The organism is Roseibium sp. R5, from assembly GCF_055755305.1.
The window spans coordinates 3,381,920-3,394,858 of record NZ_CM146910.1 but is presented as its reverse complement, the minus strand read 5'-3'; the positions used below and the strand labels follow the sequence as shown (position 1 = coordinate 3,394,858).

The following is a 12,939-nucleotide window of genomic DNA, read 5'->3' as shown; positions in this document are numbered from 1 at the left end:
GTCATTTCTCGCTGATCAAATAAGCGCGGCGGGTATGGACGGCGATGGCATGATTTTTCAAAGCAGAGCGCCCGACAATCATCGGGAACGTCATGTTCGTGCGATCGGATAAAGAAACATCAATGGTCCAGGTTCGCGTTCCAAACCGCGCCCGGGTCCGGATGATGATCCGCTCTTCAGGGATACCGCTTGTGTTCTTGATCCACCGGTCAGAATGAATTTTTGCGGTGGCGTAGTGGTCGCCTTGTCCATCCGCGTCCAACGTCAGAAAACGGACCCAGGGTTCCCCATTTTGTTCGAATTGTTCGATTTCACTGACATGCAGTGCAGACGTCCGCGCGCCCGTATCAATCTTCGCTTTTACGCCGAAAAGATCCAAATCAGGCAGGCTGACTCGCTCCATCCAGCCAATGATTGTGAGCGGGCGTTCCTTGCGCTTCGGCGTGTCCGGTTCTGGTTTGTCCGTTATTTCATCCATGACCACCCTACTGTTGCAAAGCGCTGCCGGGCGTACAACCCATCTGGGCCGATCAATCCGTGCCGGACGCACACAGAGCCGCTCGCCACCGCAAGTCTGATGCGGCGGTTCACTGCTGTTTGAGTAAAATGATAGTCTTGCCCCAGGGCGCCTACTGCCGAACATCATGTCCATTATTTGCGGTCAACAGCAAGCGAATTCTTTGTTCATTCGCAATAATTTGCAGCGGATAGGCGAAGCTGAGTTTCATGATCAGAAACACAGAACATCCAAATTCGTCACTGCGATATTTAGCTGAACAGATTCCCTCTTTTCGAAGCGCGCGGCCCGCAGCGCTTGCTCCAAATTCCAAGTGCGATTGCCGTCGAAATCACCATTCCGTTTACGTCAAAAAGAACCTTGCCAGACGAGATAATAGTTCGTATACAAACTAAATTAGTCCACATACGTACCAAATAGATGTCCAAGAAACTTCGCGTTTTCTATCTGCTGCAAGTCGCTTACTCGGCCGTTTTCCGCGCGGCAGATCACCGAGCCCGGCAAAACACGGGACTTACGATCACACAGATCGCTGTCCTCTTTCTGCTCAATGAAAAGGACGGGCAAGCGGTTTCCGAAATTGCAAACCGTCTTTCCATGGGGAAGTCCAGTCTCACCGGGCTGATCGACCGGATGTGTGAGAAACGCTTGGTCAGGCGCAGCCCCTGCCCGATCGATGGACGCGTCACACGGGTCTACCTGGAAGAGACCGGCCGGACGGCCGCTCAAGAAGCAAGCCTCCACACGCGGCACTACAACGCCGCCCTACTTGCTCCGTTCACGGAAGACGAGCAGGACGTCATCGGCCGCTTTCTCCACCATCTTGCCACCAACGCAGACGCCATCATCAACGGACCAGGTGACGGTCAATCCGATGAGCCGGACACGGACAAAGGCCAATCCCCGTCCTGAAGGAGCTGAACTATGAGCACCGTCCAACCCCAATCCCTGACCTTTCAGGCAGAAGACAGCTGGCAGCTGACCGGAGACCTTTATGTTGGCCCTTCGCCGACGGTCGCTATTCTGGTCTCGTCAGGAACCGGATTTCCACGGCGGTTCTATAGGCATATGGCAGCTTACATGGCCGAACAGGGCGCTGTCGTCCTGACCTATGATTACCGTGGGATCGGCGGGTCCAGGACAGCCGCGATCGCCCGCTCCGCGATCGATCTGCCAGACTGGGGCCGTCTTGACATGCCGGCCGCAATTGATGTTCTGGAAGCGCAAGCCCCGGGCCTGCAAATCACGCATCTGGCGCACAGTGTGGGTGGGCACTTTCTTGGCCTGATGCCGAACCACGACAAGATCGCGCGCAATGCTTTTCTGGCCGTCAGCACGGGATATATCGGCCACCACGCGGCCCATTACCGCCCGATGGAGGCCTATTTCTGGTGGGGTTTGGGCAGTTATTCCTTGCTGCGCCATGGTCAGTTGAAGCCGATTGGCGGGTGGCGCGGAGAAGCCCTGCCGCCGGAAGTCTTCAAGACCTGGCGCAGGTGGAGCCACAGGCCGACCTACTTTCAAAAGGACTTTGAGACCACGCTGGCGCCGCAGCACTATGATCAGGTCCGCTCACCGATCCGCAGCTGGCTGTTTACCGACGACCCGATTGCAACACCCAAGGCCCATGAAGTCCTTTTGGACGCATACCCAAATGCGCCCAAGTCCCTGACCTTCACCTCCCCGAAAGACCTCAACGTCAAGCGGATTGGTCACGAAGGTGCCTTCAAACCAGAGTGCGCACCACTTTGGGCCGACGTGTTCGAATGGCTGGCAAACGGCTCAGAACATTAGAGCACCAGTCTTTAGGCAGGTCACCGGCAATCGCCCGGCAATCATTGGTGCTTAGTTGTCGGGACCGGTTTTATCGCGTGGCGTATTGCCGGATCATGTGGCCGCCGTCGACATCCAGAACATGACCGGTCGTGAAGGTGTTTGCCATCAAGAACAGAGCAGCTCCCGCAGCTTCGTCGACTGTCCCGACCCGGCGCAGCGGGAGGGACTCGCCCGTCGCTGCATACATTTCCTCTCTTGCAGCCTCCGGCACAGCCGCATAGGCATCAGAGCGGATCATGCACGGAGACACGCAATTGACCCGCAATCGGGGACCGAGTTCTAAAGCCAGTCCATAGGTGAGGCTCTCCACGGCTCCGTTGACCGCACCCAGCCCTGAACAGTTCATTCCGGGTCGTCGGGACAGAACACCGCTGAAGAACGTGATCGAACCGCCGTCGCGAAGATATGGCTGCGCAGCATTCGCCGTCATGTAGGGCCCGAAGAATTTTGCATCGAACATGGACCTGAGTGGGTCCTCTTCCAAATCGGAGAACGCTCCGTGGGCCGCACTCGACGCGGAAATCACCAGATGATCAATCGGCCCGAGCCTATCCGCCCATGCCGCTCTGGATGTCGCATCCGTCATATCCAACGGCAGCACGGTCATACCCGTTCGGCTCTCCGCAACGCTTTCGAGTTTCGCAGCATCCCGGCTGGAAATGATAACGTCAGCGCCCTGCTTCAGCGCGCTTTCGGCAACAGAGCGACCGATCCCCGAGCCGCCACCGACAACCGCTACTCTTTTTCCTTCAAAACTGGACATGTTGAGCTTTCCTTTTGAGGGTTTACCGAATGGCTTTCACTTCGGGCTGAATGAAATTGAAGACCGTGTGCGGATCCCGGCCCGCAAAAAGGAATTTGATAACAATGGCAGCCGCAGCTTCCAGCTGGTAGGCATGCGCGTTGCAGCCGAGCCGCAGCGGTTCGGAGCCAACATCGGCAATCAGCCCGGCAACGGTCTCTTCAATCTCCTCATCGGACGTATAGAGCGTGACCAGCTGGCGCCCGTCATAGATCATGTCCGGATCTTCCCAAACGGCGACCTGCGCCATGTTGAAGGCCTTGGCGACATTAGCACCCGGCAATGCATCCGCGATCACCTGGGTCAGCGACCGACCATCCTCGCGGGTCGTCAGGAAGGTCTCGATGCTGACCGGGTTATTGATATCAATGACCGTCTTGCCCTCGAAGGCGGCCGGTCCACCGGCGTTTTCTATGGCCGAAAACACATCTTCCCAACGTGTTGCCAAAACAATCACGTCTCCAAAATGGGCCGCTTCCTGGGCGGTTCCAGCACGAACACCAAGGGAGCTAGCTGCGGCTTCAGTCTTGTTCAGATCCCGGCCGGACAGCATCACCTCGTGTTTGGCGGCCCACTTTCCAGCTAGGGCTTTCGCCATTCCGCCGGCACCAATAAATCCGATGTTCATAACCATCTCCTGTTGTTTGATGGCTTGAACATGGTGCGAAGACTGTCATAAATAAAATCGTGAATTTGGATATTAGGTATAATCTGAGTGGATATAAAACAGACTGAGCTTGGGCTTCTCCTCGCCCTTCATGCCCTGCTGGACCATGAGAATGTCTCACTGGCCGCGAAACAGATCGGCATCACGCAGCCTGCCATGTCGGCGCAGCTCAAGCGGCTCCGCGATCTTTTCAACGATCCAATTCTCGTGCCGTCTGGCCGGCGCCTGGTTGCGACCACACGCGCCCGCGCATTGCAAAATGACCTGCGCGCCCATCTTCAGGGCCTGAACGCCTTGGTGCGCGATCACACGGTTTTCGACCCGGCATCGAGCGAAACAACGTTTCGACTGATCGGGACCGACTATGTCCATGCCGTTTTGGCCGCGCCCGTTCAAAAGATGCTGGCGGCGGAAGCCCCGGGTGCGCGGGCGGCATTTTTGGCCTTCGATCCGAAAACACTGTGGTCATCGCTGGAAGCCGAAACGGCAGACCTTGCGCTTGCAACGGGCATGTCTTTGCCGGAGGCAAAAAGACAATCAGCGCTCACAGAAGATTTTCAGGTGATCATGTCCAAGACCCATCCTCTTGTGGGACAGCCAATGACACTTGAGGGATTTTGCGCTTTCCCGCATATCCTGGTGTCACCGGAAGGCGGTGGCTTCATTGGAGCCACAGACCGTGTTCTCAAAGAGACCGGTCACAAGCGCCGCGTTGCGATCTCGTTGCCGAGTTTTCTGCTTGCTCCAGCACTTGTGTCCAGTTCCGATGCGCTTTGCATGATGCCGAGCCGGCTCGCCAAACTCCACGAGGCCAATGTGGCTTGCAGTCGATCGCCCTTCCCGTCCCCCGTCTTTGATGTCGATCTGATGTGGCACCCCCGCCGCCAAAACGACCCCGCCCACAAATGGTTCCGCGGACAGATCCGTCGTTTGGCGCAAGGTCTTTGAACAAGCCTTGGTAAGACTGTGATGGACGGAGATAAGTTCTCGCTCGGCAGACCTCTCTAATCTGGAGCGTCCAGACCGTATACAAAGGCTATTTTGTCGGCCCGCTGCCGACCCGAGCTCTGACACGGTGTCCATCGGCCATACCAAGGCATACAACGATTTCATCAGCTCTTGGTGCGTCGGCAAGGCCAACGGTTATTGTGTCGATGTGATCGAACGACCATGCCTCGTCCTTGTGGCCAAGCGGCAGATCGACTGCAACACCCATTGCGCCCACTTTGACATTTGATGGCATCAGGGCCTGACCGCCACCGATTTGGTTCCGCACCGGTTTGCCAAACTTTGGGTGCAACAATGCCGCTCCATGTTCGGCGATGCCGTCAAGTCCGACAATTGCTGCCTTGCCATAGGACACTGCCGGACCGCCAAGGTTTTTCACAACGTCAGCTGCAAGCTTTTCGCCCAACATTGCTCCGCTCTCAAAAAGCGCAGAAAGATCATCCTGCTCCAGACCCGCAAAAGGGTTTTGGATCACGGCCAACGCCGCACATCGGACCAGTGGCGTGGACACAACGCCGGTTTCATCTGTTTCAGTCAACTCACGGATTAAAACGGTTTTCCGGATGTGCATTACGTTTCTCCTTTGACCAGTCGTTCCGCACCCTGTCTCTGAACCAAGCGGAACGCGAGGGCAGCAGGCACAACTGCAGCAAACAAACACATTCCAAAGATCAGCGCCGCACCCGAGGTCCCAACAGTATCGAAAATTGCGCCAGAAACCGGCGGGGCCGCGGTCATGATGGCGTAGTAGATGGTGAAAAAGATCCCCATTCCGAATGCTCTGCGTTCCGGGGCAACAGCTTGGCCGGAAAGTGCCATGATGATACCGGCTGGCGCCATACCGATCAGGCCGAAGAGCAAACTCGCGAGAAGTCCGGCAGAGGGAACGCTCAATAGCACAAGTGCCGCGACGGCGCCCGTCATACAGATGATTAGAACAACGTCCCTGCGGCCGAACCGATCCACGATTTGACCGCATATGGCCCCTGATACGATCATCAACCAGCTCCCAACGCTGATTACGCCCGCGGCTGCGATACTCGACAAGCCATGCACCTCAAGCATCTTTGGCCCAAAGCTGAGATAGACAACATAGCCTGCGTTAAAGACGGCCCATGCGATGCCCGCACAAATGATTAAAGCCCATTCCGTTCGCGACAACTGGAATGCCCCTTTTGATGCAGGGCCGCTGTGTGTTTCAGGTGGGCGGTAAAACATCAGGACAGCGACAGCCGCGAGCGCGCAATAGAGGGCGGCGGACAAAAATGGCACCCGCCATCCATGAATCTCTATGAGCCAGGCATAACCCGCTTGCCCCATCGCGATCCCAAATGGCCAACTCATGACGAGGATACTCATCGCAGTTGCGATTTCGCGTCCATCGAACCAATCGGCAACCATCTTGGTAAAGTACAAATTTGCAAACAGGAATCCTGCCCCTGCCATAAGCCGGCCAAGGGCAACCAGAGTGGGATCATTCGCCAACCCGCACATGACGCCGCCAACCGCGAGTGCGGCAAGACCGCCACCCGCCAGAAGTCTATCCGAAGCGTAACGGCCAGAGAAACCTGCCGGAAGGGCAAGAAACAGGCCAGGCGCCATAAACAGACCGATCAGCAAGCCAATTTCGGCATAGGCCAATCCGAAACTCATTGCGAAAGCGTCGCCACTCGACGCCATGGTCTGAAATTGGAGACCGAGCCCGACCCGGGCAAAGAAGAGGAGTGAAAGCATCCGCCAGCGCATCGCTCACCTCCAATCGGACGTAACAATGAACTGCTGCACTTGTTTGACCGTCATGACGCTTCTCCTTGCCACACCATGACGAAAGGTTATCAAGTGGCGCAATTTCCAAGTATCATGCGAATGCAGTATTTTATGCGAAGAGATGCAGTATTAATCTGAGTTAAATGCCGGAGCACTGGCTGTGTTAATCGGGAAATGGCACGAGAAATATGAAAAACTCTATGAAGCCGGCGTCCGATATTCTCAGCCCGCGTGAGATTGAAATCGCGAGCAGCTATGCGGACGGTGACACTTATCAAAAGATCGCCGACCGGCTTTGTCTCGCACCGTCTACAGTCCGCACGCACCTTGCAACCGTCTACCGCAAGCTTGAAGTTTCCTCAAAACTTGCACTGCTCGCCCGGCTGAATGGGGATCAACCCAGCAACGAAGACCAGACGGACCATGCGGCCGTCATATCGGAATTGGCCCTCAGCCTGGAAGAAGCTTTGCGCCGAGAGCGCACGATGGCTGAGGTTTTAAAAATCATCAGCCGATCACACGGGGATATCGACGCCGTAATGGCCGCGATCCTCGGCTTTGCTCTGGAGTTGTGCGAAGCCGAATTCGGGGTTCTCTTCGAACACCACGGCAACAATCGATTTTCCGCCAGTTTCTATCGTGGCATACCGTCGGCGTTTCGCGATTGGTTTGACGAACAAGGCGCATTTGCTCCCGGCGCACAAACTGGATTGGGGCGGATGGAAAACACCCACGAAGTCATAAACATCTTCGACGTCCGGGCCGAGAAAGTATACCACACCGATGATCCACTCCGGCATGCAACAGCCAAGCTGGGCGGCGCCCGATCCTTTGTCGCTATCCCGATGCTGTCCGGCGACCAGTTGGTCGGAGCCTTCACAATTTACCGGCAACAGGTGCGCCCGTTCAGCCGCGAGGCTACAGAACTTGCACATACTTTTGCCGATCAAAGCGTGATTGCTCTGGAAAATGCCAGAATGTTCAGCGGCTTGCGCTCAGGCAATTGATCTGAGACCTGGGCTTGATACCTACAAAAAACCCGCCGGAGCGATCCGGCGGGTTTTGAAGTCTTCGAACCAGTAGGTCCAGCGATTAACGCTTGGAGAACTGGAAGGACCGGCGGGCTTTCGCGCGGCCAAATTTCTTACGTTCAACAACGCGGCTGTCGCGTGTGATGAAGCCGTTCTTCTTCAAGACCGGACGCAGTTCCGGCTCGTAGTGTGTCAGAGCCTTGGACAGGCCATGGCGCACAGCACCCGCCTGACCGGACAGACCACCACCGGTAACGGTGGCAACGATGTCGAACTGACCATCACGCTCGGTGATCATCAGCGGCTGTTTCAGGATCATCTGAAGAACCGGACGAGCGAAATACTCGGTGAAGTCCTTCTTGTTGACGATGATCTTGCCGGTGCCCGGCTTGACCCAAACGCGGGCAATCGCGTCTTTACGCTTGCCGGTTGCGTATGCACGGCCCTGTGCGTCCAGCTTCTGGACATGGACCGGAGCTTCAGGGACTGCGGTGTCGACCGCGCCGCCCAGTTCTTCCAGGGATTGCAGCTCAGCCATTGTTAAGCCCTCTTGCCGTCATTTTTTGCGTTGAGGCTCTTCACGTCGACCAGTTCCGGCGACTGAGCTTCATGCGGATGGTTCGGACCAGCGTAGACCTTCAGGTTGGACAGCTGCTTGTTGGACAGCGGACCGCCCGGCATCATGCGCTGAACAGCTTTTTCCAGAACCCGCTCCGGAAAACGGCCTTCGAGAATGCCGCGTGCTGTACGCTCTTTGATGCCGCCCGGGTGGCCGGTGTGCCAGTAGTACTTCTTGTTGTCGTACTTGCGGCCAGTCAGAACCACTTTGTCGGCGTTGATGACGATGACATTGTCACCGGTGTCGACGTGCGGCGTGTAGGTCGGCAGGTGCTTGCCGCGCAGATGGTTGGCGATGTAGGCAGCCAAACGGCCGACTACCATGCCTTCTGCGTCGATCAAGATCCACTTTTTCTCGACCTCGGCCGGCTTGGCAGAGAAGGTCTTCATGAGTTCGATCCATGAGTTCAGGTTAAAGAAAAGGCCCGCGCGGCTTTCAAAAAGCACAGCGAACGGACCTTCAATTCGTTCGGATCGAGCTTATACGCCTGTCCAAATTGGGCGTCAAGAACCTTTCTTCGCGCAACGCTTAAAATAACATAATAAAATCAGATATTTGAAAAAACGGTATTATATTACCGCATCTTTTTTTACGTCTTTTGATGGCTTATCGTCATCCTACAGCGTTGGTGAGACTAAAGCGCTGGAATTAGCAGCATTCAATTTTCCGGTATTTTACGCGCCCTTAAGCGGTCGATGGCTACGATCTCCGCTGGATATGACTGGGAAACCCTGATGAACGTTACGCGTTTGTACGAACAACACCGCTATACGCTTCTTGCCGCAGCCACGGGAACGCTGGCCCTGATCGGCATCGTGTGGATTGCACTGGACACCCTTATAGACTGGCAGGTCCAGGAAGCCATCAAGCGCAACGCTGAGGAACGGGCGCTCAATTGGTCCCACAATTTCCTGGAAACCACGCCGTCTGCAATTGAACTGATCCAGACAGGCAAAGGCGATATGGACGATATCAACCGCCTGGAAGACTCCTTTGCACTGGTGAACATCATCCGCTTTCAGCTCTTTGACGAAGAAGGCAGGCAGACCTTCCTGTCAAACGGGAGCCTGGACCGGGACAGCAACTACGGCGACGCACCCAACGAGAACGCTGTTCGCGCCTTCGAAACGGGACAACCTGTCATCGAGGTTCATCACGATGACAATGACGAGCGGACGGATGGCGATCCCCGGGTTCCTGAGACCTATATCGAGGCGTATGTGCCCGCGATATCCTCTTCTGGCGAAAAGGTTGGCACGATCGAGCTTTATGTTGATGCCAGCGCCTTTGAAGAAGCTCTGGAAGAAACCTTTCAGGAAGTCAGCATATACCTCGTCGCCGGAACCGTGCTCGTTCTTCTGTTCCCCATCGGCGCATTCGTGCGCCGGACCCAACAACTTATGCAAAACGACAAGCGCATGCTTGAGTTGACTCGGTATGATCAGCTGACCGGGGTTTTCAACCGCAACTCGACGACGCAGCATTTGAAGGCACTGTTCATCGATCCCGACAGGGCGGCTGGAACCGGCATCCTCTTTGTTGACGTCGACTATTTCAAACAGGTCAACGACAAGTACGGCCACGCCTGTGGCGATATCCTTTTGAAGCATATCGCCGATGTGCTGAAATCCAGTATCCGCCTCAAAGACGATGTCGTTGGCCGCTATGGCGGGGATGAGTTCGTGATCCTGTGCCGGAACATCACGAAAGAGGATTTCCGGGGGCTCTGGCAGCGCGTCATGGAGGGCGCAAAAACGCCCTGCACCCACGAAGGCAACAGCTACACACCCAGCTTGAGCGTTGGTGCTTATCTCTCGCGCGATGGAGACACGGAAGATCTGGCCCTGCACCGCGCGGACTTGGCGGTCTATGCCGCCAAACGCGGCGGGCGCAATCAGGTCGTTGAATACTCAGAAGATCTGGAAGGGCTTTTCAAGGATGAAGCTGCTCAAAAAAGCGCCTGAGACTTTCTGGAGTATTTTTGCCGATTACCGTGGCGGGATCGAATAGGTGGCCGTTGCATGGGCAACCATGTCGTCCTGCCCCTCCCCGGCAATCGCACAGTCGACCACGGCCAACCGTTTGCCGAGCTTCAAAAGACGGCAGGTTGCCAGCAGATCGCCCGGCTCCGGCTTTCTCAGGAAGTTGATGTTGAGATTGGTGGTGACCGCCAACGCCTGGGGTCCGATATGCGCCAGAATGACGACATAGGCCGCAAAGTCAGCCATCGCCATCATCGTCGGGCCGGAGACGGTGCCACCGGGGCGCAAATGCCGCTCGTTGGCTGACAGGCGTAGCACGGCTTCGCCGGGCCCCACACTCTCGATTGCATAGACGCGGCCATCGGCATGGATTTGAGGAAAAACCTCATCCAGCATCCCCATGATTTCATCAGCGTTCATGATCGGCTGCATCGGCTCCCCCAATCCATTCAACTTGCAATCATTCTATCTCTTTGACTTACGTAAACGTCAAAGTAGTTCTGATGCAAGTGTGTTCGCGGGGTAGATCGTCTTATTCAGCAGGTACGGATTTGTTGGAAACCCGTTTTTCCACTTCATATACGCCGCGATCCCAAAGCCACACGGCAAGCGCCTGGAGGCCAATTCCGGTGCGCATCTCAAATTCCTCAAAGTGGAACCTGGACGCCTTGAGCCCCTTGAGAACCAGACCGGATTTGAGCGCCTTTCGCATAGGCACAGGCCCGCAAAAGAAGACGTGCGCATTCGCAACATCGCCGCCAAGGTCGGACACGATGCGGTCCGCAGTCAGCCGGATACCCTCTGCGGAGTTGACGATGATCAGCTCCAGCGTATCAACCTCTTCAGCCAGCCGCTCCAGTTCGACCGCATAAGGAATGTCGTCCCGCTCCCGGACACAATAATAGAGCTTTACCGGACCGGTCTCGCGGCCCTTGAGACTTTCCGCAAAGGCCAGAAACGGGGTGATACCAACCCCTGCCCCAATCCACACCTGAGGATCCCGACCACGGGGGATCGAAAAATGCCCAAATGGACCCGACACGATCGCGTCCATGCCCGGCTGAACCATTCTTTGCAGCCGGTCGGTGTAATCGCCAAGATCCTTGATGGAGAACCGCAGAACCCTGTCGTCTGTCGGCGCCCCGCTGAGCGTAAAGGGGTGCTCCTCCCCCAGTCCGCCACCATCGATCGACAGAAACGCAAATTGCCCCGGCTTATGCCGCATCCCGCGCCCCTTGGGCACCAAGACCAGCTCCGTCAACCCGCCGACCCGACGGACAAGATCCACTTCATATCTGTGACCGCGCGGTGCCATCGGGCGAACGATAGACATCCATATATAGGAAAGTATTCCTAAAATGCAGAATGCCGAAATATAGAGTCCAAGCGGGTCGAGGTTGGAAAAGGGCTTTGCAATGAAGAAGAAATGAAATGCTCCGAGAAAGAAGAACACCCCGATGATGCGGTGGCTCCATTTCCAAAGGTGATAGGGAATGAAGGTGATGACAGAGGCCAAAATCAGGATCATCAAGCCATAAAGGCTGATCTCACCGATATCTTCGGCAATTCCGGCGAGCGGCCCGCCGCGCACCCCGTTCATCTCCGCGTCAATGATGTCATGTAGCCCCATGGCGACAAGCGCTATGACACCCAGCCACTTGTGCAGCACGTAAATCCGGTCAAGAGGACCAAAAACTGCCTCCAAACCCGGGGCCCTCGTGGCGACAAATTGATTGACGCCCATCAGGATGAGAGCGGCGGAGCCGAGATATTGGCTGAACACGGCAACCGGGTCCCGCTCGGAGGCGATCGGTACAAACCAATAAACCGGTAGCAGGACCACAAGTGCGATGAGGACAAGGCCGAGGGGGCGCATTGGGTAATTCCGTCTTCTTGGCTTTTGGCTCAGCAAAACGCGAGGGCAGATGCACTCTGCCTTAGAAGGGCTCCATGACGGTGGCAAGACCGGGGGTGGGCCAACAAAAGACTATCGGACTGATTTTCTGGTATTTATATAGAACGTTTATCGACACCTGGCAGGCACTTGGTGACCCAACGCTTGGTCAAAACTCATCTGGAGGCATGCACATGACACGATACGGCCTTATCGCAGCTTTAGCCGGCGGTATGCTTGCAAGTTCCGCGCATGGCCAAGACTGGACATATCTGGATGACCGGTCGACACCTCAAAAACTGGTCGAAAGCTATTATTATGCGATCAGCAACCAGCTTTATGTTCAAGCTTACAGCTATTTTCAAAAGGACATGGCGCCCAAGGATTTCAAGTCTTGGTCGGAAGGTTATGCGGATACCAAAAGTGTTGAAGTGACGTTCGGCCTGACTGAACCTGATCCGGGTGCCGGTCAGATCTATTGGGGTCTCCCAGTCGCACTCAAAACCACCAAGACCGACGGTTCGACTGTCATTTTCTTAGGCTGTTACACGATCCACATGGCAAATCTTGGAATGCAGACAGAACCACCCTTTCAGCCAATGGGGATCGTCGAAGCATCGCTCAAGGAAACGGACGTCCCTTTTGAAAAGGCCGCACCTCAAAAGTGCTGAGCTTTGACTTCAAAGGGCGTGGGAGACAACGCGAATACCTTCATCCAGTCATTTCCGCTTATCATTTTGAAATAGATGTATTATTCGGAATATTAAGCGACCAGCTCAAGCTTTCGTAAATAGTGATGTAATTCAAAAGCGCGGC

15 protein-coding genes are annotated in these 12,939 nt (G+C 55.6%); 6 read left to right on the top strand and 9 right to left on the bottom strand.

Features of this window, described 5'->3' with window-relative positions; translation table 11 throughout:
- Position 1 precedes the first annotated feature (1 nt).
- Positions 2-478: a putative ATP-dependent zinc protease gene (locus AC0J4F_RS15960; protein ID WP_209002188.1), complete on the bottom strand. Its 477-nt coding sequence runs from the start codon at positions 476-478 to the stop codon at positions 2-4.
- A gap of 459 nt (positions 479-937) precedes the next feature.
- On the opposite strand from AC0J4F_RS15960, the gene AC0J4F_RS15955 reads away from it, so the two are divergent.
- The gene (locus AC0J4F_RS15955) at positions 938-1,429 is read left to right on the top strand and encodes a MarR family transcriptional regulator (protein ID WP_133947088.1); all 492 of its coding nucleotides are present in this window, start codon (positions 938-940) and stop codon (positions 1,427-1,429) included.
- 12 nt (positions 1,430-1,441) lie between these two features.
- On the top strand, positions 1,442-2,311 hold the full coding sequence (locus AC0J4F_RS15950; protein ID WP_473024005.1) for an alpha/beta hydrolase family protein: 870 nt from the start codon (positions 1,442-1,444) through the stop codon (positions 2,309-2,311).
- 70 nt (positions 2,312-2,381) lie between these two features.
- Here the strand turns inward: AC0J4F_RS15950 and AC0J4F_RS15945 are convergent, their stop codons facing one another.
- Together AC0J4F_RS15945 and AC0J4F_RS15940 are read right to left on the bottom strand one after the other, a co-directional pair.
- A complete protein-coding gene (locus AC0J4F_RS15945; protein WP_473024004.1) occupies positions 2,382-3,116 on the bottom strand; it encodes an SDR family oxidoreductase in 735 nt (244 codons plus the stop codon).
- A 22-nt stretch (positions 3,117-3,138) separates the two neighbouring features.
- The gene (locus tag AC0J4F_RS15940; RefSeq protein WP_473024003.1) at positions 3,139-3,783 is read right to left on the bottom strand and encodes an NADPH-dependent F420 reductase; all 645 of its coding nucleotides are present in this window, start codon (positions 3,781-3,783) and stop codon (positions 3,139-3,141) included.
- Positions 3,784-3,870: 87 nt separating this feature from the next.
- Between AC0J4F_RS15940 and AC0J4F_RS15935 the strand changes: the two genes are divergently transcribed.
- Entirely contained in the window at positions 3,871-4,770 is a 900-nt protein-coding gene (locus AC0J4F_RS15935) for a LysR family transcriptional regulator (protein WP_473024002.1), read from the top strand.
- Positions 4,771-4,858: 88 nt separating this feature from the next.
- Here the strand turns inward: AC0J4F_RS15935 and AC0J4F_RS15930 are convergent, their stop codons facing one another.
- Together AC0J4F_RS15930 and AC0J4F_RS15925 are read right to left on the bottom strand one after the other, a co-directional pair.
- On the bottom strand, positions 4,859-5,401 hold the full coding sequence (locus AC0J4F_RS15930) for an amino acid synthesis family protein (protein ID WP_473024001.1): 543 nt from the start codon (positions 5,399-5,401) through the stop codon (positions 4,859-4,861).
- A complete protein-coding gene (locus AC0J4F_RS15925) occupies positions 5,401-6,576 on the bottom strand; it encodes an MFS transporter (protein ID WP_473024000.1) in 1,176 nt (391 codons plus the stop codon). The genes AC0J4F_RS15930 and AC0J4F_RS15925 overlap by 1 nt, the downstream gene beginning before the upstream one ends.
- A 221-nt stretch (positions 6,577-6,797) precedes the next feature.
- Here AC0J4F_RS15925 and AC0J4F_RS15920 point away from each other — a divergent pair, with 221 nt between their 5' ends.
- Complete coding sequence (locus tag AC0J4F_RS15920) at positions 6,798-7,604, top strand: LuxR C-terminal-related transcriptional regulator (protein ID WP_473023999.1); 807 nt, start codon at positions 6,798-6,800, stop codon at positions 7,602-7,604.
- Between the two features lie 85 nt (positions 7,605-7,689).
- Here AC0J4F_RS15920 and rpsI read toward each other — a convergent pair whose 3' ends face one another.
- The gene (rpsI, locus tag AC0J4F_RS15915) at positions 7,690-8,166 is read right to left on the bottom strand and encodes a 30S ribosomal protein S9 (RefSeq protein WP_473023998.1); all 477 of its coding nucleotides are present in this window, start codon (positions 8,164-8,166) and stop codon (positions 7,690-7,692) included.
- Between the two features lie 2 nt (positions 8,167-8,168).
- Positions 8,169-8,636 (bottom strand): 50S ribosomal protein L13, encoded by a 468-nt coding sequence (rplM, locus tag AC0J4F_RS15910; protein ID WP_133947080.1) that lies wholly within the window; start codon positions 8,634-8,636, stop codon positions 8,169-8,171.
- A 306-nt stretch (positions 8,637-8,942) separates the two neighbouring features.
- Between rplM and AC0J4F_RS15905 the strand changes: the two genes are divergently transcribed.
- Positions 8,943-10,211: a GGDEF domain-containing protein gene (locus tag AC0J4F_RS15905; protein ID WP_473023997.1), complete on the top strand. Its 1,269-nt coding sequence runs from the start codon at positions 8,943-8,945 to the stop codon at positions 10,209-10,211.
- Between the two features lie 24 nt (positions 10,212-10,235).
- Here the strand turns inward: AC0J4F_RS15905 and AC0J4F_RS15900 are convergent, their stop codons facing one another.
- Positions 10,236-10,661 (bottom strand): PaaI family thioesterase, encoded by a 426-nt coding sequence (locus tag AC0J4F_RS15900; protein WP_133947078.1) that lies wholly within the window; start codon positions 10,659-10,661, stop codon positions 10,236-10,238.
- A gap of 100 nt (positions 10,662-10,761) precedes the next feature.
- Positions 10,762-12,105, bottom strand: coding sequence for a ferredoxin reductase family protein (locus AC0J4F_RS15895; protein ID WP_473023996.1), 1,344 nt, complete (start codon positions 12,103-12,105; stop codon positions 10,762-10,764).
- A 212-nt stretch (positions 12,106-12,317) separates the two neighbouring features.
- Between AC0J4F_RS15895 and AC0J4F_RS15890 the strand changes: the two genes are divergently transcribed.
- A complete protein-coding gene (locus AC0J4F_RS15890) occupies positions 12,318-12,794 on the top strand; it encodes a hypothetical protein (protein WP_473023995.1) in 477 nt (158 codons plus the stop codon).
- The last annotated feature ends 145 nt before the right edge of the window (positions 12,795-12,939 follow it).

Bases quoted from the DNA above. Each gene is read 5' to 3' on its own strand.
- rpsI (WP_473023998.1), bottom strand. From the start codon at position 8,166: ATGGCTGAGCTGCAATCCCTGGAAGAACTGGGCGGCGCGGTCGACACC.
- AC0J4F_RS15925 (WP_473024000.1), bottom strand. From the start codon at position 6,576: ATGCGCTGGCGGATGCTTTCACTCCTCTTCTTTGCCCGGGTCGGGCTC.
- AC0J4F_RS15920 (WP_473023999.1), top strand. From the start codon at position 6,798: ATGAAGCCGGCGTCCGATATTCTCAGCCCGCGTGAGATTGAAATCGCG.
- AC0J4F_RS15950 (WP_473024005.1), top strand. From the start codon at position 1,442: ATGAGCACCGTCCAACCCCAATCCCTGACCTTTCAGGCAGAAGACAGC.
- AC0J4F_RS15945 (WP_473024004.1), bottom strand. From the start codon at position 3,116: ATGTCCAGTTTTGAAGGAAAAAGAGTAGCGGTTGTCGGTGGCGGCTCG.
- AC0J4F_RS15895 (WP_473023996.1), bottom strand. From the start codon at position 12,105: ATGCGCCCCCTCGGCCTTGTCCTCATCGCACTTGTGGTCCTGCTACCG.
- AC0J4F_RS15930 (WP_473024001.1), bottom strand. From the start codon at position 5,401: ATGCACATCCGGAAAACCGTTTTAATCCGTGAGTTGACTGAAACAGAT.
- AC0J4F_RS15940 (WP_473024003.1), bottom strand. From the start codon at position 3,783: ATGAACATCGGATTTATTGGTGCCGGCGGAATGGCGAAAGCCCTAGCT.
- AC0J4F_RS15900 (WP_133947078.1), bottom strand. From the start codon at position 10,661: ATGCAGCCGATCATGAACGCTGATGAAATCATGGGGATGCTGGATGAG.
- AC0J4F_RS15905 (WP_473023997.1), top strand. From the start codon at position 8,943: ATGGCTACGATCTCCGCTGGATATGACTGGGAAACCCTGATGAACGTT.
- AC0J4F_RS15960 (WP_209002188.1), bottom strand. From the start codon at position 478: ATGGATGAAATAACGGACAAACCAGAACCGGACACGCCGAAGCGCAAG.
- AC0J4F_RS15890 (WP_473023995.1), top strand. From the start codon at position 12,318: ATGACACGATACGGCCTTATCGCAGCTTTAGCCGGCGGTATGCTTGCA.
- rplM (WP_133947080.1), bottom strand. From the start codon at position 8,636: ATGAAGACCTTCTCTGCCAAGCCGGCCGAGGTCGAGAAAAAGTGGATC.
- AC0J4F_RS15955 (WP_133947088.1), top strand. From the start codon at position 938: ATGTCCAAGAAACTTCGCGTTTTCTATCTGCTGCAAGTCGCTTACTCG.